This window comes from Shinella sp. BE166 (assembly GCF_051201095.1).
Taxonomy (GTDB): domain Bacteria; phylum Pseudomonadota; class Alphaproteobacteria; order Rhizobiales; family Rhizobiaceae; genus Shinella; species Shinella lacus.
Genome location: NZ_JBPEHL010000020.1, coordinates 1 through 26,247 on the forward strand (window position 1 = coordinate 1; position 26,247 = coordinate 26,247).

Sequence of the window (26,247 nt, forward strand, 5' to 3'; positions counted from 1 at the left end):
AAGCTGTTCGTCGAGCATCACCACATGCTCTGCGAGGGCGCTGCGGGCGTCGCCATCGCGGCCGCCATCAAGGCGGAGCGCGGCCTCATCGAAGGCCCGGTCGCAATCGTCGTCTGTGGCGGCAATGTCAGCATTCCGGTGTTGAAGGGCATCCTCTGATGCCCGACGCAACCGCCGCCGGCTTCCTCGCAACCGCGCTGCCGCGCCTGACCGCGCTGCGCCAGAAACTCCATGCCATGCCGGAACTGTCCCGCCAGGAGGTCGAGACCTCAAGGCTCGTCGCCGCGGAACTGCGCGCGCTGGGGCTCGTCCCCCACGAGAATATCGGCGGCTATGGCGTGGTCGCCGAGATCGCCGGCAAGGCGGAGGGGCCGACGGTCGCGCTACGGGCGGACATGGATGCGCTGCCGATCCAGGAGGCGACGCGGCTCGCCTACGCATCGCGCCATCCGGGCTGCATGCATGCCTGCGGGCATGACGGGCACACCGCAGCGCTCCTGGGTGCCGCCGCCTATCTCGCCACGACCCGGAATTTTGCCGGCCGCGTGCTGCTGGTCTTCCAGCCCGCCGAGGAACGTTACGGCGGCGCGCAGCCGATGCTGGACGACGGCCTGCTCGCGCGTTTTCCCTTCGACAGCATCTTCTCGTTTCACAACTGGCCGGGGCTGGCCGAAGGCGCGGTCTCGGTTGCGGATGGCCCGGTCATGGCCGGTTCGAACGAATTCGAGGTGGTCTTCCGGGCCGATGGCGCGCACGGCGCGATGCCGCATTTGAGCGCCGACCCCATCCTCGCCGGCGGCTATTTCCTCACCGGCCTGCAGCAGATCGTCTCGCGCACCGTCGATCCGCTGCAATCGGCCGTGGTGACCGTCGGCTCGTTCCATGCGGGTATGGCGCAGAACGTCATTCCCAAGGAAGCGCGCCTGCGCGGCACCTATCGCGGCTTCTCGCTCGCCATGCTCGCCCATATCCGCACGCGGCTCGAAAACGCCGTGCGCGCCACCGCCGAGATGAGCGGTGTCACCGCAGAATTCACCCTCGACGGCCCCGATTTTCCCCCCGTCGTCAACAGCCCCCGCGAAGCGCAGATCATGCGAGACGTCGCAACGACGCTGGGTTCGCAGCAGCTCACATCCTGCCCACCCTCCATGGCCGGCGACGACTTCGCCGTCTTCCTCACCGAACGCCCCGGCGCCTACGCCTGGATCGGCAACGGCACGGACAGCGCCGGCCTGCACCAGCCGGAATACAACTTCAACGACGCCATCCTTACGACGGCAGCCGAACTGCTCGCCCGGACCGCCGAGGCAAGCCTTCAGAGCAGGACTGCGTGAGTCCCGGCCAATCGAAAGGCAGGGCGAGGTCATCTCCCGCTTCATGCCGGGTGACAAACAAAAAGGCCTGGCAGATTGCCAGGCCCGGTTTTCGTATAAGGGCAGCCCTTATTTGTTGATCGGCGCGTAGTTGCCGTCGTGCCAGCGGTTGATGTCGTAGCTGGCGTCCTTCAGGTCGCCCTTCTCGTCGAAGGTGATGGTGCCGACGACGGTGTCGATCGACTGGCCGTTCTTTAGCGCCTCGGCCACCTTGGTCGGGTCGTCCGAACCGGCGCGCTCGATGCCCTGGGCGAAGGCCTGGATCACGGCGTAGGAGAAGAGCGTGAAGCCTTCCGGCTTGAAGCCGCCGGCGGAAATCTTTTCCACGGCTTCCTTTGCTTCAGGCTTGGCCTGCGGATCGGACGGGAAGACGAACAGCGTGCCTTCGCCGGCGGGGCCCGCGACCTGCCAGAATTCCGGCGAGGCGATGGAATCGGGCATGATGAGCTGGAACTTGTAGTTCTGCTCGGCCGCCTGGCGCAGGATGAGGCCGGCTTCGGGGTGATAGCCGCCGAAATAGACGACATCGACCTTGGCGTCCTTCAGCTTCGTGACGAGCGCATTATAGTCCTTCTCGCCCGCATTGATGCCCTCGGCGAGCACTTCCTTCAGGCCGTTCTCGTTCATGGTGGCGCGCACCGCGTCGGCCACGCCCTGGCCGTAAGCCGTCTTGTCATGCAGCACGGCGACGTTCTTGCCGGCATATTCCTTGGCGATCCACGGGCCGATGAAGGCGCCCTGAGCGTCGTCGCGGGTGTAGAGGCGCATGATGTTGGTCCAGCCCTTGGCGGCCGCGTCGTCCGTCATGACCGGGTTGGAGGAGGCCGGGCTCATCATCAGCGTGCCGTTTTCGGCATAGACTGCGGAGGCCGGAATGCTGGAGCCCGAGCAGGCATGGCCATCGACGAACTTGACGCCGCTCGCCGCGATGCGGTTGGCGACCGAAACGGCCTGCTTCGGATCGCACTGGTCATCCTCGAACTGGAGCTTGATCTGGCGCCCGAGCACGCCGCCCTTGGCGTTGATGGCGTCCGCGGCGGCCTGCGCGCCCTGCCTGAACTGGTCGCCGATCGTGGCGAGCGGCCCGGTCAGCGGACCCGCCACGGCGAAGGTCAGGTCTTCCGCGCGGGCGGCACCGCCGATGAGCAGGCCGATGGCCGTGCCGATAATCAGGATCTTCTTCATTCTCAACTCCCTCTTTGCAGCCGCACCAGCGCGGCTGCTCCTTCCAAAAAAACTATGGCGCCGACAGCAGCGGCTGGCATTCGAACCATTCCCACAGATAGGCGGCAAGCCCCCGGTCGGCGTGGATGCGCAATGTCTGCGTGTCCTCGTGAAAATACACGACCGCCGTCACGCCGCAAAACGACAGGGCGGCGCACGGCCCCGGATCGTCGACATCGATCGTCGTCGCGCGCGCCAGGAGATCGCGGATGCCATCTCCCCGCGCCTCGAAGACCCGCAAGGCCGAGCTGACGCCTGTGACGGCATATCCCGCATCGTGCCAGCCATCATCGACGGGGATGCCGACCGCAAGGAGGCGGTCGCGGGCAAGACGCACCGCATAGCGCGCGCCCGTGGCGAGGCCGAGCGCGCCGACATCCTTGCCGAGACCATGCTCGGCGAGGAAGCGGTCGAGGTCGCCGCTGACGAGGCGTTGTTGCAGGCCGGTGATGGCGCGAAGCTGGATCGTACGGCCTTCAAGGCCGGCCCTCGCCCAGTCCGGTTCGGGCCGCCACTTGCTGGAATTGTCAAGCATGGAGACGGCCTCCTTCGGCGTCGAAGGCGCAGGCGGCGACGATGCGGGCACGCCGCACCTCGCGCAAATGCTGCAACTCGATGATGTCGCCCATGCGATCGAGGCCGCGCTCGATCAGCCCGAGCGCGATCGGCCGCTGGAGGGCGGGGCTGAAATAGCTCGACGTGACATAGCCGATGCTGCGCGGGGCGCCTGCCAAGCCCACGATGTCATGGCGTTCGATGCCATGCGCGCCGGTCGGCAGCGGACCCGCGCCGTCGATCGCCTCCAGCCCGACGAACTGCCGGCGGTCCGGGCGCGCGGCATCTTCCGTGACCAGGGAGCGGCGACCGATGAACTCGACCTTCTTCCTCTCCAGCGGCGCGGTGAGGCCGAAATCCATCGGACGGCTCGTGCCGTCAGTGTCCTTGCCGATGACGATGTAGCCCTTCTCCGCCCGCAGCACCATCAGCGCTTCGAGGCCGAGCAGCGTCGCGCCGAACGCCTGCCCTTCGCGCTTCAGCCGCGACCAGAGGACGGCGGCATGATCGGCAGGCACGGAGATTTCGTAGGAGCGTTCGCCGGTGAAGCTGACCCGGGCGATGCGCACCGCCTGCCCCTCGAAACGGCCCATGGCGACAGCCATGTGCGGCAAGGCGGCGTCGTCCAGATCGAGGCCGACGGCCGCGAGAAGGGCGCGCGATTGCGGACCGGTCACCGTCAGCGTCGCCATCTCGGCCGTCGCGTTGTGAATGAAGACGCGCCGCCGGTCGAAACGGTCCTGCCGCCATTCCTCCAGCAGGGCATGCACGCCCGCCACATGCGAGGAGGAGCAGGAGACGACGAAGCGGTTTTCGTCGAGCCGCACCAGCACGCCGTCGTCGTAGATATTGCCCGCCTCCGACAGGATGAAGCCGTAGCGGCAGCGGCCGGGGGCGAGCGTCGACATGGTGTTGTAATAGATGAAGTCGAGGAAGGAGGCGGCATCCGGCCCGATGACCTCGATCTTGCCGAGCGGCGAGCCGTCGAACAGCGCGACGCCCGCGCGCGCGGCTTTCGCCTCCGCCTGGATGCGGTCTTCCGGCGCACCATGCCCGTAGAAGGCCGGCCGCAGCCAGCCGCCATATTCGCGGAAGGTCGCGCCGTCCGCCCGGTGCTCGGGTTCCAGCGGCAGGCGGCGGAGCGGGCTCATGCGCGTGCCGGAGCGCGCACCCGCGAAGGAGGCGAGCGGAACCGGCGTGAAGGGCGGGCGATAGGTCGTCGTGCCCACCTCGGGAATGCGCCGGCCCGTCAGCTCGGCCACCAGCGCCAGGCCGTTGACATTCGAGGTCTTGCCCTGGTCGGTCGCCATGCCGAGCGTGGTGTAGCGCTTCAGGTGCTCGACGGAGACGAAGTTTTCCCGCACGGCGAGTTCCACGTCCTTGGCCGTCACGTCGTTCTGGAGGTCGATCCAGACGCGGTCCTTCGCCCGTGATTTCGGCCAGGCCGCGACGATGCCGAGGTCCTGGCCCGCCCCCTCCGCAAGCCCCGCCGGCAGCGCGAAATGACCGGCGGCCGCCCCCACCACCTCGACGCCGTCCACCGGCCGGCCGGGCACGAAGGCGAGGATGTCGTCGCGCCAGTCGAGCTTGCCCTGCGCCTGGCAATAGAGGTGGACGGTCGGCGTGAAGCCGCCGGAGGCGAGCACCGCATCGGCTTCCAGCACGCTGCCGTCGGACAGCCGCACGGCGCTGACGGCGCCCCGGCCGCTGGCCTTGACGATGGTGCGGCCCGTGAGCACCCGCAGCCCCTCGGGCGACGGGGCATCGGCCCGGTAATCGACAACCGTGACATCGGCACCGGCGGCCGCGAGCGCCTGCGCGGTCTCATAGGCCAGCCCGTTGTTCGTCGCCACCACGACCCGGCGCCCGGCGGCGACGCCGAAGCGCCGCAGATAGACGAGCGCGGCTTCGGCGGACATGATGCCCGGCAGGTCGTTGTTGCCGAAGGGCAGCGGCCGTTCGATGGCGCCCGTGGCAAGCACGATGGACTTTGCCCGGACCCGCCAGAGCCGGTCGGGCGCGTCGCCCTCGCCCTTCTGGTTCAGGCCGACGAGATGGTGGTCGTAGATGCCGAAGGCCGTGGTGCCGGCCAGCACCAGCGCACCGGCCTGCTCCAGCTCCGCCGCCACATCCGCCGCCCAGGCCGCGCCCGGCTTTCCTTCCATCGTCGCTTCGCGGAAGAGCAGGCTGCCGCCCGGCTGCCGGCCATCGTCGCAGAGCACGACACGCCGGCCGGCGCGCATGGCGTCGCGGGCCGCGGCAAGGCCGGCGGGGCCGGCACCGACCACCAGCACGTCGCAATGGTGGTTGACCTGCTCGGCGAAGGCCGGCGCGCGCACCCTCTCGTCCAGCGTGCCGAGGCCCGCCATCTGGCGGATGCGCGGCTCGAACAGGTGCCAGTCGGGGAACATGAAGGTCTTGTAGTAGAAGGCGGCCGGGATGAAGCGCGCAAAGGCGTCGAGGAAGGCATGGCGATCCTTCTCCGCGCTCGGCTCGGCGTTGACGCTGCGCACCGAAAGGCCATCGGCGGCGAGGACCTGCGTGGCGCGCGTGTTCGGCATGCCGCCCGCAATGTCGAGAAGCGCGTTCGGTTCCTCGACGCCGGCACCCCAGAGGCCGCGCGGGCGGTGATACTTGAAGCTGCGCCCGACGATCGAGACGCCGCCCGCCAATAGCGCCGAGGCGACCGTATCGCCTGCAAAACCCGCGACGCTTCGCCCGTCGAAGGTGAAGCGCAGCGGCCGTGTCCGGTCGATGGCCGTGCCGCCCTCAGTGCGCCAAGCCGTCATCGCCGCCTCCTTCCAAAAGGGCGAAGGCCTGCGCCACGCCATGGTGCACCGTATCGCGCTCCATGCGGAACACTTCGCCGCAGGTCATGTGCATCCAGATTTCGCTGGCCGCGCCGCGCGGGTTGTTGCGATCGTGCAGGTAGGCCGCCCATTCGCCGTCCGTCACCGCGCGAAACCCCTCGGGCCGCCGGTTGCCGGCATCGCCGCCGAAGTGGAATTCGGTCTCGCTTCTCGGGCCGCAGAAGGGGCAGGGAAAAAGCTGCATGGCGGTCTCCTGGAGCATTTCCAGCCGAAGCGTGGCTTCGGCGTCGGACAATGCGGTACAAACAAAAATCTGGAGCAAGTCCGGTCCGCCGGATTTGCTCTAGTGCGCGATGCCGGAGCCGGCGGCTTCGTCGATCAGTCGCCCGCGTGCAAAGCGGTCGAGATCGAAGGGCCGGCTCACATCATGGTGTTTTCCGGTGGCGAGCAGATGGGCGAGCAGCGTGCCGCCGGCCGGGATCGCCTTGAAGCCGCCCGTTCCCCAGCCGCAATTGAGGAACAGCCCCGGCAGGGGGCTTTCGCCGAGGATGGGCGAGGAATCCGGCGTGACATCGACGATGCCGGCCCATTGCCGCATCAGCCGCAGCTGCCGGAAGCTCGGGAACATTTCGAGCAGGCCCGAGACGACGCCTTCCAGCATCGGCAGGTTGCCACGCTGGCCATAGGAGGGAACGCGGTCGAGCGCGCCGCCGATAACCAGCTCGCCCTTGTCGGACTGGCTGGCATAGGTGCCGGTTCCGGGCGACAGCACGACGGTGTCGAGCACCGGCTTGATCGGCTCGGAAACGCAGGCCTGCAGGGCATAGGAGGTGATCGGCAGGCGGAAGCCGGCCTTGGCCGCAAGATGCGAGGAATGACCGGCAACGACCATGGCGGTGCGCTCGGCGCGGATCTCGCCGCGGCTGGTTTTCACGCCGCGGCAGCGCCCGCCCTCGATAAGGAATTCCTCCACCTCGCAGGACTGGATGATGTCGACCCCCAGCCGGTCTGCCGCGCGGGCATAGCCCCAGGCGACGGCATCATGCCGCGCCGTGCCCGCCCGGCCCTGCCAGACCCCGCCGAACACCGGATAGCGCGCCTCGGGCGAAACGTTCAGGAGCGGCAGCACACGACGCACCTCGTCCACGCCGAAGAGTTCGGCATCCGTGCCGTTGATCTGCATGGCATTGACGGTGCGCGCCGCCATCTCCATCTCCGCCTCGCTGTGGGCGAGCGTGACGATGCCGCGCTGGGACAGCATGATGTTGTAGTTGAGGTCGCGACCGAGCGTCTCGTAGAGCCGCAGCGCCAGGTCGTAGAGCGCCGTGCTTTCGGGGAAGAAATAGTTGGAGCGCACCACTGTCGTGTTGCGCCCGGTATTGCCGCCGCCGAGCCAGCCCTTCTCGATGACCGCGATGTTGCGGATGTTGTGCACCTTGGCGAGGTAATAGGCCGTCGCCAGCCCATGCCCGCCGCCGCCGATGATGAGGATGTCGTAGCGCGGTTTCGGCTCCGGCGAGCGCCAGGCCTGCTGCCATCCCTGCTGGCTTCTCAGGCCTTCCTTCAACAGCGAGAGGGCCGAATAATGCCGCGTCATCGCGCGGCCCCCCTGCCCGCATGCGCCAGCGCGCAACGGCAAACCGGGAAGGCTGAGTGCTGCTTCATGCGCTGCCCCTGCATGGCGGAACCGGCCTTCTGGGCCGCGTTATTGATTAATCCCGTGATCTCAATAAAACATCTGGACACTGATGTCCAGAAGAGCGCGGCAGACTGCAACGCCCAAAGGCGCGTTCATGACCTTGACCAGCAGGCAGGAGGGTTTTTAAAGCCGTACAGGCCTGTCCATTTTCAGCCGTCGGGCTGCACGCGCCGCACCAGGCTTTCGAAAGCCTCGACCTCGTCATCCGGCGCCTCGCGCCCGGTGAAACTGAGGAGATAGGGCCGCAGGAGCCGCAGCCGCATGTCGCGGTCGTCGCGCATGCCGAGCGTGTAGTGGCCGATCTGCGTGAAATACAGCACCCGCGCGCGGATGAAGGCTTCCTGCTGTGGATAATCGTAGCGCAGGAACATACGCGCCACGGCATCGACGCGCTGGTCGTCCGCCTGGTCGACGACGCTGCGCACGGCCGCATCCACCTGCCCCCAGGATCTGACCGCCGCATCCAGCCGCGGGTCGAACAGCGCCGGGTCCACCCAGCATTCGAAGATGTGGCACACGGCCTTCGTCACGGTTTGCGCGGGGCGAAGGGCGCGCTCGATGATCGGGCTCGTGTTCTTGCGCAGCCAATAGTCCAGCAGTTCCCGGTGCAGCTCCTGCAGATCGGCAAAGAACCAGTAGAAGCTCGATCGCGACACCGCGAGCGTCTTGGCCATGACCTGGATCTTCACATTGGCGATGCCCTCCGCGGCGAGCGCCCCGATGCCCGCCTCGATCCAGGCCTCCCGCGTCATGCGGCCGGTCGTCTGCTTCGCGGCGCCGGCTCTTGCGCCCGGGGGCTTCTTCTCATTCACGATGTCGTCTCACCCGGTTTCGCCGCTCCATGCGGGCTTATGTTGCGCAATGCCGGACGGGATATCAAGTTCGGGGGAACTTCGCGGGGTGCCTGGCGGTTACGTCAGCAGCCTTACTCCGGTTTTGGGAGAAACGTCATGAATCGCATCATTCCGGCCATGCTGGCCTGCTGTGCGCCGATATTGCTCTCCACGGGCGCCCATGCCAGCGAAGAACAGTTTCTGGGCGGCCTCGAGGGCCAGTATGCGGGCCAAGGCCAGGTGCGCCTGCGCACCAACAAGGAGCCGATCAACGTCGATTGCACCTTCACCTCGACCGCATCCGGCAACTCGCTGTCGCTCAAGGGGCGCTGCCGCGGCCTGCTCGTTGTGTCGAGGGCGGTCGGCGTCGACCTGAAGATTTCCGGCGGCGCCTATCGCGGCTCCTATATCGGCGCGGGCTCCGGACCGGCATCGCTGTCCGGCAAGCGCCGGGGCGATACGCTGAACCTCGCCATCGGCTGGGCCAAGGAGGTGAACGGCGACCGGCGCGCAAGCCTCTCCGTGGCGAAAGCCGGCAATGACGGCCTGACCCTCACGACCACCGACCGCGACCCCGCCTCGGGCAAGACGGTGACGACGAGCCGGATCACGCTCCAGCGCCAATAGCGAAAATCGCTTCTGCCCGCGCGCCGGCCATGGCAAAGACTCCTGAAGCTTTGCGAAGGAGAGGCAACCATGGCTGCGAAGGACGCACCGTCCCTGCCGGCCGGCAGACCGCGCGCGGCGGCCGCATTGCCGCTCAATGCCCTGCGCGCCTTCGATGCGGTGGCGCGGCGCGGCAGCCTGCGGGCGGCGGCGGACGAACTGCGCGTCGTGCCCGGCGCCGTGCGCCAGCAGATGGCGAGCCTGGAGGACAGCCTCGGCGTCGCCCTGCTCAGCCGCGAGGGCGGGCGGGTGGCGCTCACCCATGCCGGCCGGCGTTTCGCCGACGCCGTCGCCGTCGCCCTCGATATTTTGACCCGCGCTGCCGATGAGATTACCGATGCGGAGCGGCGGCGGCGCATCCGCCTCGGCGCGCCGATGCCGCTCGCCGCGAACTGGCTGATCCCGCGCCTGCCGCGGCTGATGGCCGACCTGCCGGCGCTGGAAATCGACATCATCCCCGTCGACGTCGCCTTCACGCTGGCCGACCGGCCCGACCTCGATGCCTTGATCGTCGGCGGGGAATACCGGCCGCTGCCCGACATCGCCGCCTTCGGCTTCATGAAGGACGAGTTCGGCCTTGTCGGAACGCCGGCCGAGGCGGCCAAGCTGCAAGGGGCGGTGGACGGCGACGAGGCATCGGCCGCCGTCGCCATCGTCGCGCGCGATGTCGCTTACCTCCTTGACGACTGGTTCCGCGAAAGCGGCACGCCGCCCTTGCGGTTCCACAAGCGCTTCGAGACCGAGACGCTGGAGCTTGCCATCGCCGCCGCCAAGGCGGGGCTCGGCATCGTCGCAGCACCCCGCGCCTCCATCGAGCGCGAACTGGCGGAGGGCCTGCTCGTCGCGCCGCTTGGCTTCGTCGCCCGGCCCGTCGGCTACCGCCTGTGCTGCCGCAGCATGGATGCCGAGGGCAAGGCGATCCTCGCGCTCAGGGCCTGGCTGACGCGGGAGGGCGCAGGAAAACTGCCCGGCAGCGCAGAATAATGTCCCTGCCGTCGGGCGGGCGGAAAGTTCTATCTGGATCGAACCACGAGACCGGATAGGGAAACATGCAACAGGACCCGCAATTTTCGCGCATCGACTGGGTGGCATCGGGCTGCCGCCTGCTCCGCGGCATCGCGGCGGAGTTTGCACGCACACAGCCCTTTGCCGGCCTGACGATCGGCACCGCCATCCACCTGGAGCCGAAGACCGCCGCCCTGCTCCTGACGCTGAAGGCCGGCGGCGCGCGGGTCGTTGCGACCGGCAATCTCAACAGCACCCAGCCGGCGACGGCCGCCTTCCTCGCGGACAACGGCATCGCCATCATCGGCGAGCAGACCCGCAATGCCGGCGCCCATCACGGCTTCATCGATGCGCTTCTCGACGAAAAACCCGACCTGCTGCTCGACAATGGCGGCGATCTCTTCGCCCGTTTCCTCGAACGCCCCTATGACGGGCTGATCGGCGGCACGGAGGAGACCACCTCCGGCCGCACGCGGCTGGCGCCGCTGCGCGAAAGGCTGGCGCGGCCGATCCTCGTCATCAACGACAGCCCCATCAAGCAATTCGCCGAAAACCGCCATGGCGTCGGCCAGAGCCTGTTCGAAAGCTTCCTGCGCTTCACCAACCGCTCGACAAACGGCAAGCGCGTGCTCGTCTTCGGCTATGGCGCCTGCGGCAAGGGCACCGCCGCCTGCTTCCGCCAGGGCTACAGCGCCGTCAGCGTCGCCGATATCGATCCCGTGACGACGCTGGAAGCCCATCTCGACGGGTTTTCCACGCCGCATCGGGCGGACGCCATCCGCGCGGCGGACGTGATCGTCACCGTCACCGGCCATCCGGGCATCGTCACCGCCGCCGACCTTCCGCTGTTGAAAGACGGCGTCATCCTGATGAACGGCGGCCATTTTCCCCACGAGATCGACCGCGACGGCCTCCTCGCCGATCCCGCGGTCGCCTCCGTGGCATCGTCGCCGGAAGACGGCATCGAGACGATTGTCCTGGCGGATGGCCGCCGCATCCACCTGCTCGCGGCCGGGCACATGGCCAATCTCGCCGGCCCGCGCCCGCTCGGCAACAGCATCGAGGCGATGGATCTGGGCTTTGCCATGCAGGCCCGCTGCCTGGAGCGGGTGGCAGGCCGCACGCTGGGCGCAGACGCCTGCCTCGTGCCCGTGCCCGCCGATATCGACCGCGCCGTGGCAAGCGCCTTCCTCGATCTCAACCGATAGGACAGACCATGCTGCGCTGGGGCATTCTGGGCACGAGCTTCATTTCCGACACCATGGCCGGCGCGATCGGAAAAAGCCCGGCCTCGCGCATCCAGGCCGTCGCCGGGCGCGACGAAGGCCGGCTTGCCGCCTTCGCCGCCCGCCACGGCGTCGCCCGCACCTATCGCGACATGGCTGCGCTGCTGGCCGATCCCGACGTGGATGTCGTCTATGTCGGCCTGCCGAACCACGTGCACCACGAGGCTGTCATTGCCGCCGCCAAGGCCGGCAAGGCAGTGCTGTGCGAAAAGTCGCTGACCACCACGCTTGCCGATGCGCAGGCGCTGGCAAGCGCGGTGGAAGATAGCGGCATCTTCTTCATGGAAGGGCTGATGTACCTGAACCATCCGCTGATGGCGCGGCTGGGCGAGATCCTCGCCTCCGGCCGGCTCGGGGCGCTGCGCGCCATTACCGGCTTCTACGCCGCCGATATCTGGCGCGTCGCCAATCCTGCCGGGCGCGGCACGCTCTTCAATCTCGGCTGTTATCCGGTCTCGCTGCTGCATTTCGTCGTGCAGGCGGCCTGCGGACCGCAAGCCTTCGCCGCCCGCCAATTGGCGGGCCTTGGCAACGTTGCTCCGGACGGCAACCTCATCGATGCGGCGCTGACCGTGCGCTTTTCGAACGGCGTGCTGGCCAGCCTGCAAAGCAGCGACGGTTATGGGCTGACCCATGATTTCGCCGTGCATGGCGAGAGGGCGAGCCTGCGCCTGCCGGCCAATCCCTGGCTGCCGCAGGCCGGGCCTTCGCGGATCGAAATCCGCGACCACGACGACACCACCGAGGCGATCATCGTCGAGGCCGACGGCGATGCCTTCGACTATCAGCTCCGCACGGTCGAAGCCTGCCTCGCCGATGGAGCGACGCGGCCACCCCGCCCGGCGCCGCGCCTTTCCGATTCACTGGAAATCCTGTCGATGCTTGTCGACTGGGAGCGGCATTGCCGGGCGTGAAGCCCGGCCTCGCCTAGGATACGGCGAGCGATGCCATGTCGATGACGAAGCGGTAGCGGACGTCGCCGTGCTCCAGCCGGTCGAAGGCGTCGTTGACCTCATGCATCTCGATGATCTCGCAATCGGGAAGGATCTGCTTTCGGGCGCAGAAATCGAGCATTTCCTGCGTCTCGGCGATGCCGCCCGAGGGCGAACCGGTGATGCGCCGGCGCCCGGTGATGAGCGGCAGGGAACTGAAGCCCTTCATGGTATCGAGCGCCCCCACGATCACCAGCACGCCCTCGACATCCAGGAGGTCGATATAAGGCGACATGTCGTGGCCGACGGGCACCGTGTCGATGATGACGTCGAAGGACGATGCCGCGGCCGCCATGGCGTCGGGCGCAGTCGAGATCAGCACGCTTTCGGCCCCGAGCGCTTGCGCTTCCTCGCCCTTTGCCGCCGAGCGCGTGATGACCGTGACGCTGGCGCCGAGGGCTGCGGCAAAGCGCACGGCAAGATGGCCGAGGCCGCCGATCCCGACGACGCCGACCCGACTGCCCGGGCCGACATTCCACAGCCGCAGCGGCGAATAGACGGTGATGCCGGCGCAAAGCAGCGGCGCGACGCGGGCGGCATCCAGCCCGTCCGGCAGCTTCAGCACGAAATTGTCGCGCACGATCATATGTTTCGAAAAGCCGCCATAGGTCATGCTGCGGTCGATCCGGTCGGCGCCGCCATAGGTGAGCGTCGGCCCCTGGCGGCACATCTGCTCCTCGTTCCGGCGGCATTGGTCGCAATGCTGGCAGCTGTCGATGATGGTGCCGACGGCGACCAGGTCGTTGACGGCATGGCGCGTGACGTCCTTGCCCACCTCGACGACGCGCCCGACGATCTCATGGCCGGGAACGGTCGGGTAGCTCGTCGGAAACCAGTCCTTCCAGAGGTTCTTGGCGATATGCAGGTCCGTGTGGCAGATGCCGCAATAGAGCACCTCGATCGCCACGTCGTTGTCGCGCAGGTCGCGCCGGGCGAAGGAGTAAGGGGCAAGGGGCGTGTCCGCGTCGTAGGCGGCGTATCCGGTCGTTTGCATGGGGAGGTTCCGTTCACATTCGGGAAGATGGGGAGAAGCTAGCCGCAGCCTGCCCCGCCGCGGTAGCTCAATCCTTCCGGATTGTTGCCCAATCCTCTTGCCCGCCGCCCGGCCGCTTGCTGCCGGGCGGGTGCGACGCTACTCTGCCCGCCATGCTACGCCCCGACGACAAGAAACACAGCCCGTCCGGCCATCCCGACGAACGGGCGATTGCGCGCGCCCGGCTGGCCGACCGTATCCTTCACGATCTCGCCGGCGCGGACGACCGCCAGTCCGCCGTTCCCGGCCTGTCCTTCTATCGCCGCGGCTCGGCCTGCGACCCGGCATCGGCCTTCTACGAGCCGAGCCTCTCGCTCGTCGTGCAGGGGCGAAAGCGGGTGATGGTCGGCGCGAATGTCTATGAGTACGACGCCTGCCGGTTCATGCTGACCTCCGTCGACCTGCCGACCATCGCGCAGGTGCTCGACGGCAGCGAGGCGCATCCGTTCCTGTCGCTCATGCTGAAGCTCGACCTTGCCGCGGTGCAGGCGGTCGGCGCCGAGATCGACCTGGAGGGCATCGCCACGAGCGATGCCGGCACCGGCATGACGATCGGCATGGTGACGGCGGGCCTGCTCGACGCGATCCTGCGCCTGGCGGCCCTTGCGGATGTGCCGCGCGATATCCCCATCCTCGGCCGCATGGTGCTGCGCGAGGTGATCTACCACCTGCTCGTCGGGCCGGCGGGCGGCCAGCTTCGCCAGATCGCGCGGCACGGCACGCAGCACAACCGGATCGCGACAATCATTAGCTGGCTGCGCGCGCATTATGCCGAACCGGCTTCGATCGAGGTCCTGGCGGATATGGCCGGCATGGGCGTGTCGACCTTCTACCACCATTTCAACGCCATCACGCGCATGAGCCCGCTGCAGTACCAGAAGCAGATCCGGCTGCACGAGGCGCGCCGCCTTCTTCTGACCGAGCGGCTCGATGCCGGCACCACGGCCTTCCGCGTCGGCTATGAAAGCGTCACCCAGTTCAGCCGCGAATACAGGCGGCTGTTCGGCAATCCGCCGATCCGCGACATCGCGCTCCTGCAAGGCCGCTGATCCGGTTCTTACCCTCCCGTGACCGACATTCCGGGGCGTGATTGCGCGTGGAAGCCAGTAGTTTGGCGGCGGTTTATCTGGTACTGCCAAGGCAGCGACTCTCCTGCCCCAGAATGCATCCCGTGCTCACCTTTCCCTTCTCCCTGGCCGATCCCATCCGCTATCCCGGACCACCGCCGCAGGCATCCGATGTGGTCATCATCGGCGGCGGCGTCATCGGCGTCACCACGGCGCTCTTCCTGGCCAAACGCAACATCTCCGTCACCCTCGTCGAAAAGGGGCGCATCGCCGCCGAGCAGTCGTCGCGGAACTGGGGCTGGATCCGCAAGCAGGGCCGCGATGCGGACGAGCTTCCGATCGTCATTGAGGCCTGCCGCCTCTGGCGGGAGCTGGCCGAGGAAAGCGGCGAGGATATCGGCCTGAACCAGACGGGCGTGACCTATCTCGCCCGGTCGCAAAAAGACCTCGCCGGCTTCGACGCCTTCATGAAGATCGCCGCCGAGCACGACCTCGACACCCGCCTCATCGATGGGGACGAGACCGCAAACCTCTTCGAGGGCGCCTCCCGCCGCTATGCCGGCGCGATGGTCACGCCCTCCGACATGCGCGCCGAGCCGTGGCTCGCCGTGCCGGCGCTCGCCCGCCTTGCGGTGCGCCACGGTGTGAAAATCGTGGAAAACTGCGCCGCACGGGCGCTGGAGCTTTCGGCCGGCCGGGTCAGCGGCGTGTGGACGGAGGCGGGCCTCATCGCAACGTCGAGCGTGCTGGTCGCGGGCGGCGCGTGGTCGTCGCTCTTCCTGCGCAAACACGGCATTTCCATTCCGCAGCTCAGCGTGCGGGCCACCGTGGCCGCCACCGGGCCGCTGCCGGAGATCCATGCGGGTGCGGCGGCCGATGCGCAAATCGCCTTCCGGCGCCGGCAGGACGGGGGATACACGCTCGCCCCGGGCGGCAGCAGCCAGCTCTCCCTTGGCCCGGACGCCTTTCGGCACGCGCCAAAATATCTTCCCGTCCTGAAGGCCAACCCGCTCGGCATGCGCTATCGCCTTGCCGCGCCGGCGGCGTTTCCGGACAGCTGGACGACGCCGCGCGACTGGACGCCGGACGGCCCCAGCCCCTTCGAGGCGATGCGGGTCCTCGATCCCGCCCCCGAACACGCCCGCCTTCGCGCGATCGAACACGACTTCCAGGCGCTCTTCCCGCAGATCGGGCCGGTTTCGCTGCGGACGACCTGGGCGGGCATGATCGATGCCATGCCGGATGTCGTGCCCATCGTCGACCGCGCGCAGGCCATCGACGGCCTCTTCGTGGCGACCGGCATGAGCGGCCATGGTTTCGGCATCGGGCCGGGCATCGGGCGCGTCGTCGCCGACCTGATCCAGGGCAACGATCCCGGCCATCGTCTCCACCGTTTCCGGCTGGCGCGCTTCAGCGATGGAAGCGCCATTCGGCCTGGCCCCGGGCTTTGACGGGCGAAAAGGCATGACATCTTGAGGCCATCATGAGTTCCGGACTGATCGACACGAAACCGCTGGCCGGCATTGCGCTGGCCTCGGCCGGCTATGCCTGTTTCGCCATGCAGGATGCGCTGGTGAAATGGATGGTGGCGACCTACGAGGTTCCGCAGATCCTGTTCGTGCGCAGCCTCGTCATCGTGCTGGTCTCCGGCGTACTGATCCGCTTCTACCGCCATCCCTCGATCCTCAAGAGCCCCTATCGCGGCACCGTCGTGCTGCGCGCCGCGCTGATGCTCGTCGCCTGGCTGCTCTATTACAATGCCGCGCGCTATCTGGGTCTCGCCGAACTCACCACGCTCTATTTCTCCGCGCCGATCATCACCGTCTTCCTGTCGATCCTCGTGCTCAAGGAGGCCGTGGGCGCCGGCCGCTGGATCGCCTGCGTCGGCGGTTTCGTCGGCGTCATCATCGCGGCCAACCCGTCCCATTCGCCCAACCTCATCCCCGCCGCCATGTGCCTCGTCGCGGGCTTCTGCTGGGCCTGGAGCACCATCCTCATCCGCCTCGTCAGCCGCAGCGAGAGCACGCTCACGCAAATGTTCGCGACCAGCCTACTCTTCGGCATCGCCTGTGCGGCCACCTTCCCCTGGATGTGGAAGACGCCCGATGCGGAAGGGTGGATGCTGATGTTCGCGCTCGGCCTCGTGGCGACGCTCGGGCAGTTCCTGCTCTACGAAGGTTTTCGCTATGCCCCCGCCTCCGCGCTGGCGCCGGTCGAATATACCGGCCTGATCTGGGCCTTCGTCTACGGCTACGCCATCTGGGCGGAAATCCCGGCCCTCAACGTCTTCATCGGCGCCTTCCTCATCGTCGCCGCCAGCATGGTCCTCGTCATCTGGGAGCGCCGCGTCGCGCTATCGCCGCGCAATATCGCCTCACCCTGAGCGCCAGGGCTATCGCATATGGAATTCGACTTTGCCGTTTTCCCGCCATATGCGACAACCTCGCCCTGAGCGCGGTGCGCGTTAGTGCACCGCCCTGGCAAAGCCCTTGGCGAGGATCGGCCCGGTGGGACGGCCTGACGTGGAGCCGCCGGCCTGTTCGAGCGTCAGCTCGTAAAGCTGGTCTTCGTTCGGATCGGGCAATGTCGGCCCTTCCAGCCGGGCGGACCGGCTGCCGTCCAGAAGGCCGAGCGAAACGGGGCCGAGCTCGCGCGAGGGGAGCGTCCAGACCTCAATGGTCTTGTCGGCCGGCACCTCGAAGGCGCTGAGCAGGCGCACATTGGCCGTGTCGTTGCCGAAGTCCTCGACGACCGCCTGCACCTCGCCCGCCTCGTTGAGCAGGACGGCAATCACCACCGGCTCGACCGTGCGGCCGAGGCTCCAGACGAGCCCCGCCGCCAAAAGCAGCGTGGCGGCAATGGAGGAAAGCGCCGCCAGCCGCCAGCCGGAGCGCCTGTTGTCGTTTGCCGGGGCGGCAACCGGAGCGGGCTCGCCGCGCGCCGGCAGGCTCTCCTCGATCCGGCGCCATAGACCGTCATCAACAGCGGCCGGCGCAAGCTGGGTGTCGAGCGGCAGGAAGCGCTCGCGGCTGGCCGCGACCGCCGCGCGCAAGGCTTCATCGTGCTCGATGCGCGCATCCACGGCCGCCGCCTCGCCGGCATCCAGCAGGCCCAGCACATATTCGTCCGCAAGCGAAAGAACGTCCTCTCTGCCGCCGGTCATGACATGCACTCCCTCAACGCCGAAAGGCCGCGCCGTATCCACGACTTGGTCGTGCCCAGCGGCAGGCGCAGGCGCCCGGCGATTTCGCCATGGGTGTAGCCGCCCACATAGGCCATGAGAATGCCGCTGCGCCGCGTTTCCTCCAGCCCGTCGAGGCATTCGCGCAGGCGGCTGTCGCGGTCGAGCATCTGCCAGGCCGCCATGACCTCGCTGGCATGGTCGCGGTCCTGCAATGCCTCGATGTCGTCGACCGCCTCCTCGCGCCCGCCGTCGCGCAGCAGGTTGAGCGCGCGGTTGCGGACGATGGCATAGATCCAGCCGCGCGCCGAACCTCTTTCCCGCGAATATTGATGCGCATGAGTCCAGATGCGGATGAAGGCCTCCTGCACGACCTCTTCGGCAAGCTCGCGCCGGCGCACGATGCGCTGCGCGACGGCGACCAGCCGCCCGCTTTCGCGATCGAAGATCACGCGAAGCCCGCTTCGCTCTCCCCTGGCGCAGGCAAGTACTGCGGCTTCCAGTTCGTCCGGATCGTCAGGTCTAAAAGCCAAGCCACCCTCTTTCCGTCGAACATTGCAGTCGGCCGCGGTTTCCTGAAAAGCAATTGCCATCATCCGCATGATTTCGTCCAGTCATCTCTCCGGCATTGGTGACAGGAAGACACCCGGACAGCCCTGCTGGATGCAGCGTGCAAATATTTTTTTGCACGCTGCATCCAAAGGCCACCCGCCATGTGTCTTCGAATGGAGAGCATTTCCTCTCTCTAACGCCAAAAGCACCGGAGAACGACATGACCAAGCACGTCCACGCCCTCACCGCCTCCCTCGCCATCGGCCTTCTCGCCACCACGGCGTCCGCCGCGCCCGTCCTCGGCCTTGCCGGCGACAAGACGCTCGTGCTGTTCGACACGGAAAAGCCCGCCGTCTCGAAAACCATGGAGGTCGGCGGCGTCGACAAGCTCCTCGGCATCGATTTCCGCCCCGGCAACAAGACCGTCATCGGCGTCACCACGGACCACCGCATCGTCTCGATCGATCTCAACACCGGCGCGGCGACCGATGTCGCGAAGATGGACAAGACGCTCGATCTCTCCGAAGCGCCGGTCGTCGTCGATTTCAACCCGATGGCCGATCGCCTGCGCTTCATGACCGGCACGACCAACCACCGCGTCCATCCGGATACCGGCGCCGTCACGGTGGACGGCACGCTCGCCTTCGAGGAGGGCGACATGCACAAGGGCGAGACCCCGAACATCGTCGCCGCCGCCTATACCAATTCCTTCGGCAAGCCGGAGAAGACGGCGATGTACAATCTCGATGCCACGATCGGCGCGCTCATCCAGCAGACCAAGCCGAACGACGGCACGCTGAAGGCGATCGGCAAGCTCGGCATCGAGCCGATGCCGGCCGCCTACGCCTTCGACATCCAGGCAACGGAAGACGGCACGAACACCGCCTTCCTCGCCGCCGGCAAGACGCTTTACACCGTCAACCTGGAGACCGGCGCCGCGACGAAAGTCGGCGATATCACCGGCGTCGACAGCGACCTGCGCGACATCGCGGTGCTGCCGGCGATGTAACGAACGAACGCAGTCGGAGCCGGCACCCGCCGGCTTCGATACCCCCTTGATCGGCTTGCCAATCCATGCGTCTACTCCACCTGAAATCGGTGAGGGTTTGTTGTGGCCTCAGGCACGAAGACGACTGCTTCGCGACGGCGCAGGCCGGGCGTGGTCGCGTCTGGTGCCGAGAGCATCAGGCAAGAGTTGGGGACGGGCACTTTGCGCAAGAATTCCACCCGGGTCGGTCCCGGCTTTCCACAGGTCGTCGTGCTGTTCGGTGCGACGGGCGATCTCTCCCGGCGCAAGCTGCTGCCGGGGCTGTTCCACCTCATCAATGCCGGTTTCATTCCCGGCTGCCGCATCGTCGGCGTCTCGCTCGACGATATCAATGCGGACAGCTTCCGCACCATCGCCCGCGAATCGCTGGACAAGTTCCTGACCCGCAAGTTCACGGAAGCCGAATGGGAGGCCTTCGCCGCATCCCTCGACTATGTGCCGCTCAATGCCGGCGCGGGCGCGCTGAAGGCGGCCGTGGAGCAGGCGGAGGCAGCGCTGGGGCCGGAGACGCGGCGCGTGCACTACCTGTCCGTGCCGCCGAAGGCCGCCCTTCCCGCCGTGCAGCTTCTCGCCGAGGCGCAGCTGGTGGAGCGCTGCCGCATCATCATGGAAAAGCCCTTCGGCACGGACCTCGCCAGCGCCGTGGAGCTCAACAAGAAGCTGCACGAGGTCTTCGACGAGAAGCAGATCTTCCGCATCGACCATTTCCTCGGCAAGGAGCCAGCGCAGAACATCCTGGCCTTCCGCTTCGGCAACGGCCTGTTCGAGCCGATCTGGAACCGCAACTTCATCGACCATGTGCAGATCGACGTGCCGGAAACGCTCGGCCTTGCGACCCGCGCCGCCTTCTACGAGACCACCGGCGCCTATCGCGACATGGTCGTGACGCACCTCTTCCAGATCCTCGCCTTCATGGCGATGGAGCCGCCGACCGCGCTAGAGCCGGCGCCGATCTCGGAAGAGAAGAACAAGGTGTTCCGCTCCATGCTGCCGATCGAGCCGCGCGACGTGGTGCGCGGCCAATATATCGGCTACCGCAAGGAGCCGGGCGTGGACCCGGAGAGCGACACCGACACGTTCATCGCGCTCAAATGCGCCATCGACAACTGGCGCTGGGCCGGCGTGCCCTTCTTCCTGCGCACGGGAAAACGCCTTGCCGAAGGGCAGCGCATCATCTCGATCGCCTTCCGCGAACCGCCGAAATCCATGTTCCCGGCGGGCTCCGGCGTCGGCGCGCAGGGTCCGGACCATCTCACCTTCGACCTTGCCGATGCCTCCAAGGTCTCGCTGTCCTTCTACGGCAAGCGCCCCGGCCCCGGCTTCCGCCTCGACAAGCTCTCGCTGCAATTCGCCATGAGCGAAACCGGCCTGATCGGCGAAGTGCTGGAGGCCTACGAGCGGCTGATCCTGGATGCGATGCGCGGCGACCACACGCTGTTCACCACCGCCGAGGGCATCGAGCGGCTCTGGGAGGTCTCCCAGCCGCTGCTCGACAACCCGCCGCCGGTGCGGCTCTACGACCAGGGCGGCTGGGGGCCGAAGTCGATCCACCAGCTCATCGCGCCGCACGCCTGGCGCCTGCCGTTCGAGCGCGCCTGGCGGGATTCGGCGAAGGAATAGCGGGCGGCCCGCATCAAATCCACCGACGGATCTAGGCGACGACGATCTCGGTGCCCGCGCCCTTCAGCGCGTCCGCAATCGCGGCGGGCGGGGCCTCGTCGGTGACGAGGCGGTCGATGTTGCCCCAGGGGGCGACCTCGAAAATACCGCGCTTGCCGAATTTCGAGGCGTCCGCCAGCACCGTGACGCTGTCGACGCGCTCGATCATGGTCTGCGCCACCTCGGTCACCTCGGCGTCGAAGTCCATCACGGCATGTTCGTCCACCGCGCCGACGGTGAGGAAGGCATGGCGGGCGCGGAATTTTCGGATCTGTTCCACCGCGAACTGGCCGAGCGATTCGCCGGCATCCGCGCCATAGGCGCCGCCGATCAGGAAAACCTTGTGGTCCGGATTGGCCGACAGCGTGGCGGCGATGCGCCAGGAATTGGTGACGACGACCAGCGCCGGCAGGTCCACCAGTGCCTCGGCGAGGATCAGCGTCGTCGTGCCGGTGTCGATGAAGACGGCGTCGCCGGGCGCAAGCAGGCTCGCCGCGGCATGCGCGATGCGGCGCTTGGCCGGCAGGTTTTCCGCCATGCGCAGCGCGAAAGGCCCCTCCACCGCCGGCTCCACCGCGGTGTTGGAGCGCACGCGCGCACCGCCGTGGAATTTCTTCAGGCGGCCCATCGCATCGAGATTGGCGAGGTCGCGGCGGATCGTCTCGCGCGAGGCGCCAAGCGTCTGGGCGAGGTCGTCGACGCTCACTTCGCCCGCCTTGTGCACGAGCTTCACAATTTTTTCGTGGCGATCGGCCGGCCTCACGGCGCCCCCTTGCATGCCTGGATTCGCGTAAGGATTCGCGCGATTTGCAGAATTTCTCCCGTTGTATCCTGCGGTTCGGTCAAGTCAATGACTGAATTCCGACCGTTCAGTCATTTCGACGTATTTTGCCTCGCCCGCAAAATCGCGCTTTCGCATGCCCTCCGGCGGTCTCGCGGCCTTCCTGCTCCGTCATCCCGCTTTACATTCGGTCATTTAGTTTATACCGTTCAGTCATAATGTGACCGAACGGGAGAGAATGCCGTGCCACGCCAGCCGCAGACCGGGGAGACCTACGATGTCGCCATCATCGGCGCGGGCGTCGTCGGCTGTGCGGTCGCCCGGCGGTTCGCACTGGCAGGCGCCAGGGTGATCCTGGTCGAGAAGGGCGCCGATATATTGTCGGGCGCCTCCAAGGCCAACAGCGCCATCCTGCACACCGGCTTCGACGCGCCGCCCGGCAGCCTCGAACTGGAGCTGGTGCGCGCCGGCCGGCAGGAATATCTGGAGATCAGGGACAGCCTGAACCTCGCTTTGGTGACGACCGGCGCCTATGTCTGCGCCTGGAACGCCCTGGAAGCCGAAAAGCTCGCCGGCATCGAACGACAGGCGCGCGACAACGGCACGACGGACGTGGTGCTGCGCTCCGGCGAAGCGGCGCGTGCGGCCATGCCGTCGCTTTCCGACCGGCTCGTCGCGGCGCTGGAAGTGCCGGGCGAGCACATCATCGACCCGTGGTCGGCGCCGCTCGCCTATCTCACCCAGGCGGTGGCGCTCGGCGCGCGGTTTTTGCGCGGCGCCGAGCTGATCAAGGGCACCTTCGACGGCGGCTGGCGGCTGGAGACGACGGCGGGCGAGATCCTCGCCGACACCGTCATCAACACGGCGGGGCTTTATGGCGATGTCGTCGATACCCGCCTAGGTTTTACCCCCGGCTTCCGCATCAAGCCGCGCAAGGGCCAGTTCGTCGTGCTCGACAAGGCGGCGGCGCGCCATGTGCCGCGCATCATCCTGCCCGTGCCCACGGAAGTGACTAAGGGCATCGTCGTCTGTCCCACGGCCTTCGGCAACGTGCTCGTCGGCCCGACGGCGGAAGAGCAGGAGGACCGGGTGCGCGCCACCGTCGAGACCCAGACGCTCGAAGCCCTCGTCGCCCGCGCGGCGGAAATCGTGCCGGCACTCGCCGGCATGCCCGTCACCGCGCTCTATGCGGGGCTCAGGCCCGCGAGCGAAGAGAAGGGCTACCGCGTCTTCGTGCGCCCGGAGCACCGGGCGATCACCCTCGGCGGCATCCGCTCGACAGGCCTCAGCTCCGCCCTCGGCCTCGCCCAGCACGCGCTGAAGCTCCATGCGGATTTCGCCGGCCCCTTCGCGCCGCCGGCGCAGGCGCCAGATATCGCCACGCCCAACCTCGCCGAATGCCGCGAGCGCGACTGGCAGCGGCCGGACCACGGCGAGATCGTCTGCCACTGCGAGCTGGTGACGCGCCGCGAGATCGAGGCGACCTTTTCAAGCCCCGTGCCGCCGGGAGATTTCGGCGGACTGCGCCGCCGCACCCGCGCCGGCATGGGCCGCTGCCAGGGGTTTTATTGCAATGCGCGGCTGGCGGAGATGACCAAGGGCAAGCTCGCCACGCCGCTCGCCATCGACACGGAGGGCGGGCGATGAGCGCGTTTGCTGTCCATGCTTTCGGCATCCCCCTCATCCGACCCTTCGGGCCACCTTCTCCCCGCGGGGGAGAAGGGAGAAACGAGAAGTTTGCGATCTTCCCCTTCTCCCCCACGGGGAGAAGGTGCCGGCAGGCGGATGAGGGGGTGACGCACCCGTCGCAAAGACCCCACGACACGGAGGCAGGCCGATGAGCGCTCTCGATGCGGATGTGCTGGTCGTTGGCGGCGGACCCTCCGGGGTGGCGGCGGCGATCGAGCTTCGGCGGCAGGGCCGGCGGGTCATCCTGCTTGATCGCGAGCCGGCGCTGGGCGGGGCGACGCGGCACTGCGCGCATTCGCCCTTCGGCATGCTGGAATTCGGCCGCGTCTATTTCGGCGCCGCCTATGGCCGCAAGCTGACGCGCGAGGCGGAGAAGGCCGGTGTCGATATCCGCACCGGGCATTCGGTGGTGGAGCTTGGCGAGGGTTCTCTGCTCGTGACCGCCGGTCCCGGCGTGGAAAAGCTGATGGCCGAGCGCATCCTCGTCACGACGGGCGCGCGCGAAAAACCGCGCTCCGCCCGGCTGCTCTCCGGCGACCGGCCGATCGGCGTCGTGACCACGGGCACGCTGCAATCCTATCTCGCCTTCCACGGCCTGCTGCCCTTCCGCCGCCCGCTGATCGTCGGCTCGGAGCTCGTCTCGCTGTCGGCGGTGCTGACCTGTCTCAGCCATGGCGCAAGGCCCGTCGCGATGATCGAGCCGCGCGCCCATGCGCTTGCCCGCGCGCCGCTTGCCTGGTTCCCGAGCCTGATGGGCATCCCCTTCCACCGCGGCGCCGAGATCGTCGACATTCTCGGCCGCAGCCGCGTCGAGGCCGTCACCATCCGCCGCGCCGAAAAGCTCGAAACGCTGGACTGCGACGGCGTGCTGCTGACCGGCCAATTCACCCCGGAATCCGCGCTGTTCCTGCAATCGGCCCTGGGCGTGGACCTGGGCAGCGCCGGGCCGGCGGTCGACCAGCAGGGCCGCTCGCTCGATCCGCGCATGTTCGCCGCCGGCAATGTCCTGCGCGCGGTGGAGACCGGCGGCTGGGCCTATCGCGAGGGCCGCGCCATCGGCAGGGCCATCGCCGAGGATTTTGGACGCGACCCCGAGGACGGCGCCCCGGTGCCCGTCACCTTCGATGCGCCGATCAAGCTCGTCGTGCCCAACATCCTGCGCCGCACCGCGTCCGCCCCGGCCTTCCGGCAGTTCCAGCTCCGCGTGCTGCGGCGCGTGCGCGGCCGGCTTTCGCTCGCGCTTGATGGGCGCGATGTCTGGCAGGCGGGCGGCCTCTGGATGCCCGAGCGGCGCATCCTCGTGCCCATTCCGCCGGATGCGCCAAAAGCGCAGCATGTGCATTTTCGTTTCAGGGAGGAAGACTAGATGCGGGTAGCCGCCATAGACCAGGGCACGACATCCACCCGTTGCCTCGTCATCGAGGATGGCGGCGCCTGGCGCGTCGCCGGCACGCGCCGCCATGCGCAGCACCACCCCGCCCCCGGCTGGGTGGAACACGATCCGGAGGAGCTGCTGCGCAATATCGAGGCGGTGCTGGAGGGTGCCGGCCCGGTCGACGCCATCGCCATTTCCAACCAGGGCGAAAGCTGCCTTGCCTGGGATGCGGAGACCGGCAGGCCGCTGTCGCCCGTCATCGTCTGGCAGGATTCGCGCACGGCGGAGGCGCTCGCCGCCCTGCCCCCGGAGGCCGAAACACGCTCCAAGGCGGTCAGCGGCCTGCCGCTCGATCCCTATTTTTCCGCCAGCAAGCTGTCCTGGCTGGTAAAGACCCTGCCCGCCGTCGCCGCCGCCCTTGAGGCCGGCCGCCTGCGGCTCGGCACGACCGACGCCTTCTTCCTCGACCGGCTCTGCGGCACCTTCCGCACCGACCTCGCCACCGCCTCGCGCACCGGCCTGATCGATCTTGCGACCGGCACCTGGAGCGCAGAAATGTGCGCGCTCCACGGCGTTCCGCGCCAGTGCCTGCCGGAGATTGCCGCGGTCGATGCCGGCTTCGGCACGATCGGCGGCACGCCGGTCAAGGTCTCCATCGTCGACCAGCAGGCCGCCCTCTTCGGGCATGATTGCCGCAAGCCCGGCGATTGCAAGATCACCTTCGGCACGGGCGCCTTCCTGCTAGCGATCGCCGGCGACCGGCGCCCGGCGGAATCCGACCTGCTGCCCACCATCGCCTGGCACTTGACGGGCGAAGGCCCGACCTTCGCCATCGAGGGCGGCGTCTATGATGCGGGTTCGGCGCTGGAATGGGCGCGCGACATCGGCCTGTTTTCGGCTATGGAGGAGCTCGGCAGCTTCGAAGGCCCCTCGGCGCTCAGCCGCGGCATCGTCTTCGTGCCGGCGCTGTCCGGCCTTGCGGCACCCTATTGGGACCGCCAGGCCGCCCCCCTCTTCATCGGCATGGACCACGCGACGGACCGGCGCGACCTGGTGCGCGCGGTGCTGGAAGGCATCGCCATGCTGACGGTCGGGCTGATCGAGGCGGCGGCCAAGGTCGGCGAACTCGGCCCGAGCATCTCCATCGACGGCGGCCTGTCGCAGAGCGCTTATTTCGCGCAGTTCCTCGCCTCCGCCAGCAACCGCGCGATCACGGTGGCACCGATGCACGAGCTGACGGCGCTCGGACTTGCGGAACTCGCCGGCGTCGACGTCCGCGGCGCGCGCACCGCCGCAAAAACCTTCAAGCCGGACGGCACGGTCGGGGCCGCCGACCACGCCCGTTTCGCCAAAGCCATCGAAAGGGCGCGCGCCTGGCGGTGACGCCGCCAGCAACGCCTTAAAATCTCACGGAGCCAG

Annotated in this window: 23 protein-coding genes; 13 read left to right on the forward strand and 10 right to left on the reverse strand. The window is 67.8% G+C overall.

Going from position 1 to position 26,247, the window contains the following annotated elements:
* Positions 1–158: 158 nt before the first annotated feature.
* Positions 159–1,334, forward strand: coding sequence for a M20 metallopeptidase family protein (locus J2Y63_RS30500; RefSeq protein ID WP_435269086.1), 1,176 nt, complete (start codon positions 159–161; stop codon positions 1,332–1,334).
* Positions 1,335–1,442: 108 nt separating this feature from the next.
* Here J2Y63_RS30500 and J2Y63_RS30505 read toward each other — a convergent pair whose 3' ends face one another.
* The 6 genes from J2Y63_RS30505 to J2Y63_RS30530 all read right to left on the reverse strand — a co-directional run bounded on the left by J2Y63_RS30505 (position 1,443) and on the right by J2Y63_RS30530 (position 8,473).
* A complete protein-coding gene (locus J2Y63_RS30505; RefSeq protein WP_435269087.1) occupies positions 1,443–2,558 on the reverse strand; it encodes a branched-chain amino acid ABC transporter substrate-binding protein in 1,116 nt (371 codons plus the stop codon).
* A gap of 52 nt (positions 2,559–2,610) precedes the next feature.
* Positions 2,611–3,132: a hypothetical protein gene (locus tag J2Y63_RS30510; RefSeq protein WP_435269088.1), complete on the reverse strand. Its 522-nt coding sequence runs from the start codon at positions 3,130–3,132 to the stop codon at positions 2,611–2,613.
* Positions 3,125–5,941, reverse strand: a complete 2,817-nt coding sequence (locus J2Y63_RS30515) for a 2Fe-2S iron-sulfur cluster-binding protein (RefSeq protein WP_435269089.1) — start codon at positions 5,939–5,941, stop codon at positions 3,125–3,127. The genes J2Y63_RS30510 and J2Y63_RS30515 overlap by 8 nt, the downstream gene beginning before the upstream one ends.
* On the reverse strand, positions 5,922–6,206 hold the full coding sequence (locus J2Y63_RS30520) for a sarcosine oxidase subunit delta (protein WP_435269090.1): 285 nt from the start codon (positions 6,204–6,206) through the stop codon (positions 5,922–5,924). Before J2Y63_RS30520 ends, J2Y63_RS30515 begins: the two co-directional genes overlap by 20 nt.
* A gap of 99 nt (positions 6,207–6,305) precedes the next feature.
* Positions 6,306–7,559: a sarcosine oxidase subunit beta family protein gene (locus J2Y63_RS30525; RefSeq protein ID WP_435269091.1), complete on the reverse strand. Its 1,254-nt coding sequence runs from the start codon at positions 7,557–7,559 to the stop codon at positions 6,306–6,308.
* A 251-nt stretch (positions 7,560–7,810) separates the two neighbouring features.
* The gene (locus tag J2Y63_RS30530) at positions 7,811–8,473 is read right to left on the reverse strand and encodes a TetR/AcrR family transcriptional regulator (protein WP_435269092.1); all 663 of its coding nucleotides are present in this window, start codon (positions 8,471–8,473) and stop codon (positions 7,811–7,813) included.
* 138 nt (positions 8,474–8,611) lie between these two features.
* Between J2Y63_RS30530 and J2Y63_RS30535 the strand changes: the two genes are divergently transcribed.
* The 4 genes from J2Y63_RS30535 to J2Y63_RS30550 all read left to right on the forward strand — a co-directional run bounded on the left by J2Y63_RS30535 (position 8,612) and on the right by J2Y63_RS30550 (position 12,365).
* Positions 8,612–9,121 (forward strand): hypothetical protein, encoded by a 510-nt coding sequence (locus tag J2Y63_RS30535; protein ID WP_435269093.1) that lies wholly within the window; start codon positions 8,612–8,614, stop codon positions 9,119–9,121.
* A gap of 69 nt (positions 9,122–9,190) precedes the next feature.
* Positions 9,191–10,144 (forward strand): LysR family transcriptional regulator, encoded by a 954-nt coding sequence (locus tag J2Y63_RS30540; RefSeq protein WP_435269094.1) that lies wholly within the window; start codon positions 9,191–9,193, stop codon positions 10,142–10,144.
* 65 nt (positions 10,145–10,209) lie between these two features.
* Positions 10,210–11,373, forward strand: a complete 1,164-nt coding sequence (locus J2Y63_RS30545; RefSeq protein WP_435269095.1) for an adenosylhomocysteinase — start codon at positions 10,210–10,212, stop codon at positions 11,371–11,373.
* Positions 11,374–11,381: 8 nt separating this feature from the next.
* Entirely contained in the window at positions 11,382–12,365 is a 984-nt protein-coding gene (locus J2Y63_RS30550) for a Gfo/Idh/MocA family protein (protein ID WP_435269096.1), read from the forward strand.
* Between the two features lie 13 nt (positions 12,366–12,378).
* Here J2Y63_RS30550 and J2Y63_RS30555 read toward each other — a convergent pair whose 3' ends face one another.
* Complete coding sequence (locus tag J2Y63_RS30555; protein ID WP_435269097.1) at positions 12,379–13,437, reverse strand: NAD(P)-dependent alcohol dehydrogenase; 1,059 nt, start codon at positions 13,435–13,437, stop codon at positions 12,379–12,381.
* Between the two features lie 152 nt (positions 13,438–13,589).
* Here J2Y63_RS30555 and J2Y63_RS30560 point away from each other — a divergent pair, with 152 nt between their 5' ends.
* The 3 genes from J2Y63_RS30560 (at position 13,590) to J2Y63_RS30570 (ending at position 16,926) form a co-directional block, all read left to right on the forward strand.
* Complete coding sequence (locus J2Y63_RS30560; RefSeq protein WP_435269098.1) at positions 13,590–14,525, forward strand: AraC family transcriptional regulator N-terminal domain-containing protein; 936 nt, start codon at positions 13,590–13,592, stop codon at positions 14,523–14,525.
* Positions 14,526–14,647: 122 nt separating this feature from the next.
* Positions 14,648–15,994: an NAD(P)/FAD-dependent oxidoreductase gene (locus J2Y63_RS30565; RefSeq protein WP_435269099.1), complete on the forward strand. Its 1,347-nt coding sequence runs from the start codon at positions 14,648–14,650 to the stop codon at positions 15,992–15,994.
* Between the two features lie 32 nt (positions 15,995–16,026).
* Complete coding sequence (locus J2Y63_RS30570) at positions 16,027–16,926, forward strand: DMT family transporter (RefSeq protein ID WP_069062363.1); 900 nt, start codon at positions 16,027–16,029, stop codon at positions 16,924–16,926.
* Positions 16,927–17,007: 81 nt separating this feature from the next.
* Here J2Y63_RS30570 and J2Y63_RS30575 read toward each other — a convergent pair whose 3' ends face one another.
* Together J2Y63_RS30575 and J2Y63_RS30580 are read right to left on the reverse strand one after the other, a co-directional pair.
* A complete protein-coding gene (locus J2Y63_RS30575; protein ID WP_435269100.1) occupies positions 17,008–17,706 on the reverse strand; it encodes an anti-sigma factor in 699 nt (232 codons plus the stop codon).
* Complete coding sequence (locus J2Y63_RS30580) at positions 17,703–18,257, reverse strand: sigma-70 family RNA polymerase sigma factor (RefSeq protein WP_069062361.1); 555 nt, start codon at positions 18,255–18,257, stop codon at positions 17,703–17,705. The genes J2Y63_RS30575 and J2Y63_RS30580 overlap by 4 nt, the downstream gene beginning before the upstream one ends.
* A 239-nt stretch (positions 18,258–18,496) precedes the next feature.
* Here J2Y63_RS30580 and J2Y63_RS30585 point away from each other — a divergent pair, with 239 nt between their 5' ends.
* Both J2Y63_RS30585 and zwf read left to right on the forward strand, forming a co-directional pair.
* Complete coding sequence (locus J2Y63_RS30585; protein ID WP_435269101.1) at positions 18,497–19,285, forward strand: DUF4394 domain-containing protein; 789 nt, start codon at positions 18,497–18,499, stop codon at positions 19,283–19,285.
* Positions 19,286–19,486: 201 nt separating this feature from the next.
* Positions 19,487–20,944, forward strand: a complete 1,458-nt coding sequence (zwf, locus tag J2Y63_RS30590) for a glucose-6-phosphate dehydrogenase (protein ID WP_435269102.1) — start codon at positions 19,487–19,489, stop codon at positions 20,942–20,944.
* A 31-nt stretch (positions 20,945–20,975) separates the two neighbouring features.
* Here the strand turns inward: zwf and J2Y63_RS30595 are convergent, their stop codons facing one another.
* On the reverse strand, positions 20,976–21,761 hold the full coding sequence (locus J2Y63_RS30595; protein WP_435269103.1) for a DeoR/GlpR family DNA-binding transcription regulator: 786 nt from the start codon (positions 21,759–21,761) through the stop codon (positions 20,976–20,978).
* A 246-nt stretch (positions 21,762–22,007) separates the two neighbouring features.
* Between J2Y63_RS30595 and J2Y63_RS30600 the strand changes: the two genes are divergently transcribed.
* From J2Y63_RS30600 to J2Y63_RS30610, 3 genes are all read left to right on the forward strand, one after another.
* Complete coding sequence (locus tag J2Y63_RS30600) at positions 22,008–23,411, forward strand: NAD(P)/FAD-dependent oxidoreductase (RefSeq protein WP_435269104.1); 1,404 nt, start codon at positions 22,008–22,010, stop codon at positions 23,409–23,411.
* Between the two features lie 190 nt (positions 23,412–23,601).
* Entirely contained in the window at positions 23,602–24,819 is a 1,218-nt protein-coding gene (locus J2Y63_RS30605) for an NAD(P)/FAD-dependent oxidoreductase (RefSeq protein WP_435269105.1), read from the forward strand.
* Positions 24,820–26,211 (forward strand): FGGY family carbohydrate kinase, encoded by a 1,392-nt coding sequence (locus J2Y63_RS30610; protein ID WP_435269106.1) that lies wholly within the window; start codon positions 24,820–24,822, stop codon positions 26,209–26,211.
* Positions 26,212–26,247 lie beyond the last annotated feature (36 nt).

Coding starts and splice junctions, on each gene's coding strand:
- J2Y63_RS30500 (WP_435269086.1), top strand. CDS start 159: ATGCCCGACGCAACCGCCGCCGGCTTCCTCGCAACCGCGCTGCCGCGC.
- J2Y63_RS30505 (WP_435269087.1), bottom strand. CDS start 2,558: ATGAAGAAGATCCTGATTATCGGCACGGCCATCGGCCTGCTCATCGGC.
- J2Y63_RS30510 (WP_435269088.1), bottom strand. CDS start 3,132: ATGCTTGACAATTCCAGCAAGTGGCGGCCCGAACCGGACTGGGCGAGG.
- J2Y63_RS30515 (WP_435269089.1), bottom strand. CDS start 5,941: ATGACGGCTTGGCGCACTGAGGGCGGCACGGCCATCGACCGGACACGG.
- J2Y63_RS30520 (WP_435269090.1), bottom strand. CDS start 6,206: ATGCAGCTTTTTCCCTGCCCCTTCTGCGGCCCGAGAAGCGAGACCGAA.
- J2Y63_RS30525 (WP_435269091.1), bottom strand. CDS start 7,559: ATGACGCGGCATTATTCGGCCCTCTCGCTGTTGAAGGAAGGCCTGAGA.
- J2Y63_RS30535 (WP_435269093.1), top strand. CDS start 8,612: ATGAATCGCATCATTCCGGCCATGCTGGCCTGCTGTGCGCCGATATTG.
- J2Y63_RS30540 (WP_435269094.1), top strand. CDS start 9,191: ATGGCTGCGAAGGACGCACCGTCCCTGCCGGCCGGCAGACCGCGCGCG.
- J2Y63_RS30545 (WP_435269095.1), top strand. CDS start 10,210: ATGCAACAGGACCCGCAATTTTCGCGCATCGACTGGGTGGCATCGGGC.
- J2Y63_RS30550 (WP_435269096.1), top strand. CDS start 11,382: ATGCTGCGCTGGGGCATTCTGGGCACGAGCTTCATTTCCGACACCATG.
- J2Y63_RS30555 (WP_435269097.1), bottom strand. CDS start 13,437: ATGCAAACGACCGGATACGCCGCCTACGACGCGGACACGCCCCTTGCC.
- J2Y63_RS30560 (WP_435269098.1), top strand. CDS start 13,590: ATGCTACGCCCCGACGACAAGAAACACAGCCCGTCCGGCCATCCCGAC.
- J2Y63_RS30570 (WP_069062363.1), top strand. CDS start 16,027: ATGAGTTCCGGACTGATCGACACGAAACCGCTGGCCGGCATTGCGCTG.
- J2Y63_RS30575 (WP_435269100.1), bottom strand. CDS start 17,706: ATGACCGGCGGCAGAGAGGACGTTCTTTCGCTTGCGGACGAATATGTG.
- J2Y63_RS30585 (WP_435269101.1), top strand. CDS start 18,497: ATGACCAAGCACGTCCACGCCCTCACCGCCTCCCTCGCCATCGGCCTT.
- J2Y63_RS30595 (WP_435269103.1), bottom strand. CDS start 21,761: ATGCAAGGGGGCGCCGTGAGGCCGGCCGATCGCCACGAAAAAATTGTG.
- J2Y63_RS30605 (WP_435269105.1), top strand. CDS start 23,602: ATGAGCGCTCTCGATGCGGATGTGCTGGTCGTTGGCGGCGGACCCTCC.
- J2Y63_RS30610 (WP_435269106.1), top strand. CDS start 24,820: ATGCGGGTAGCCGCCATAGACCAGGGCACGACATCCACCCGTTGCCTC.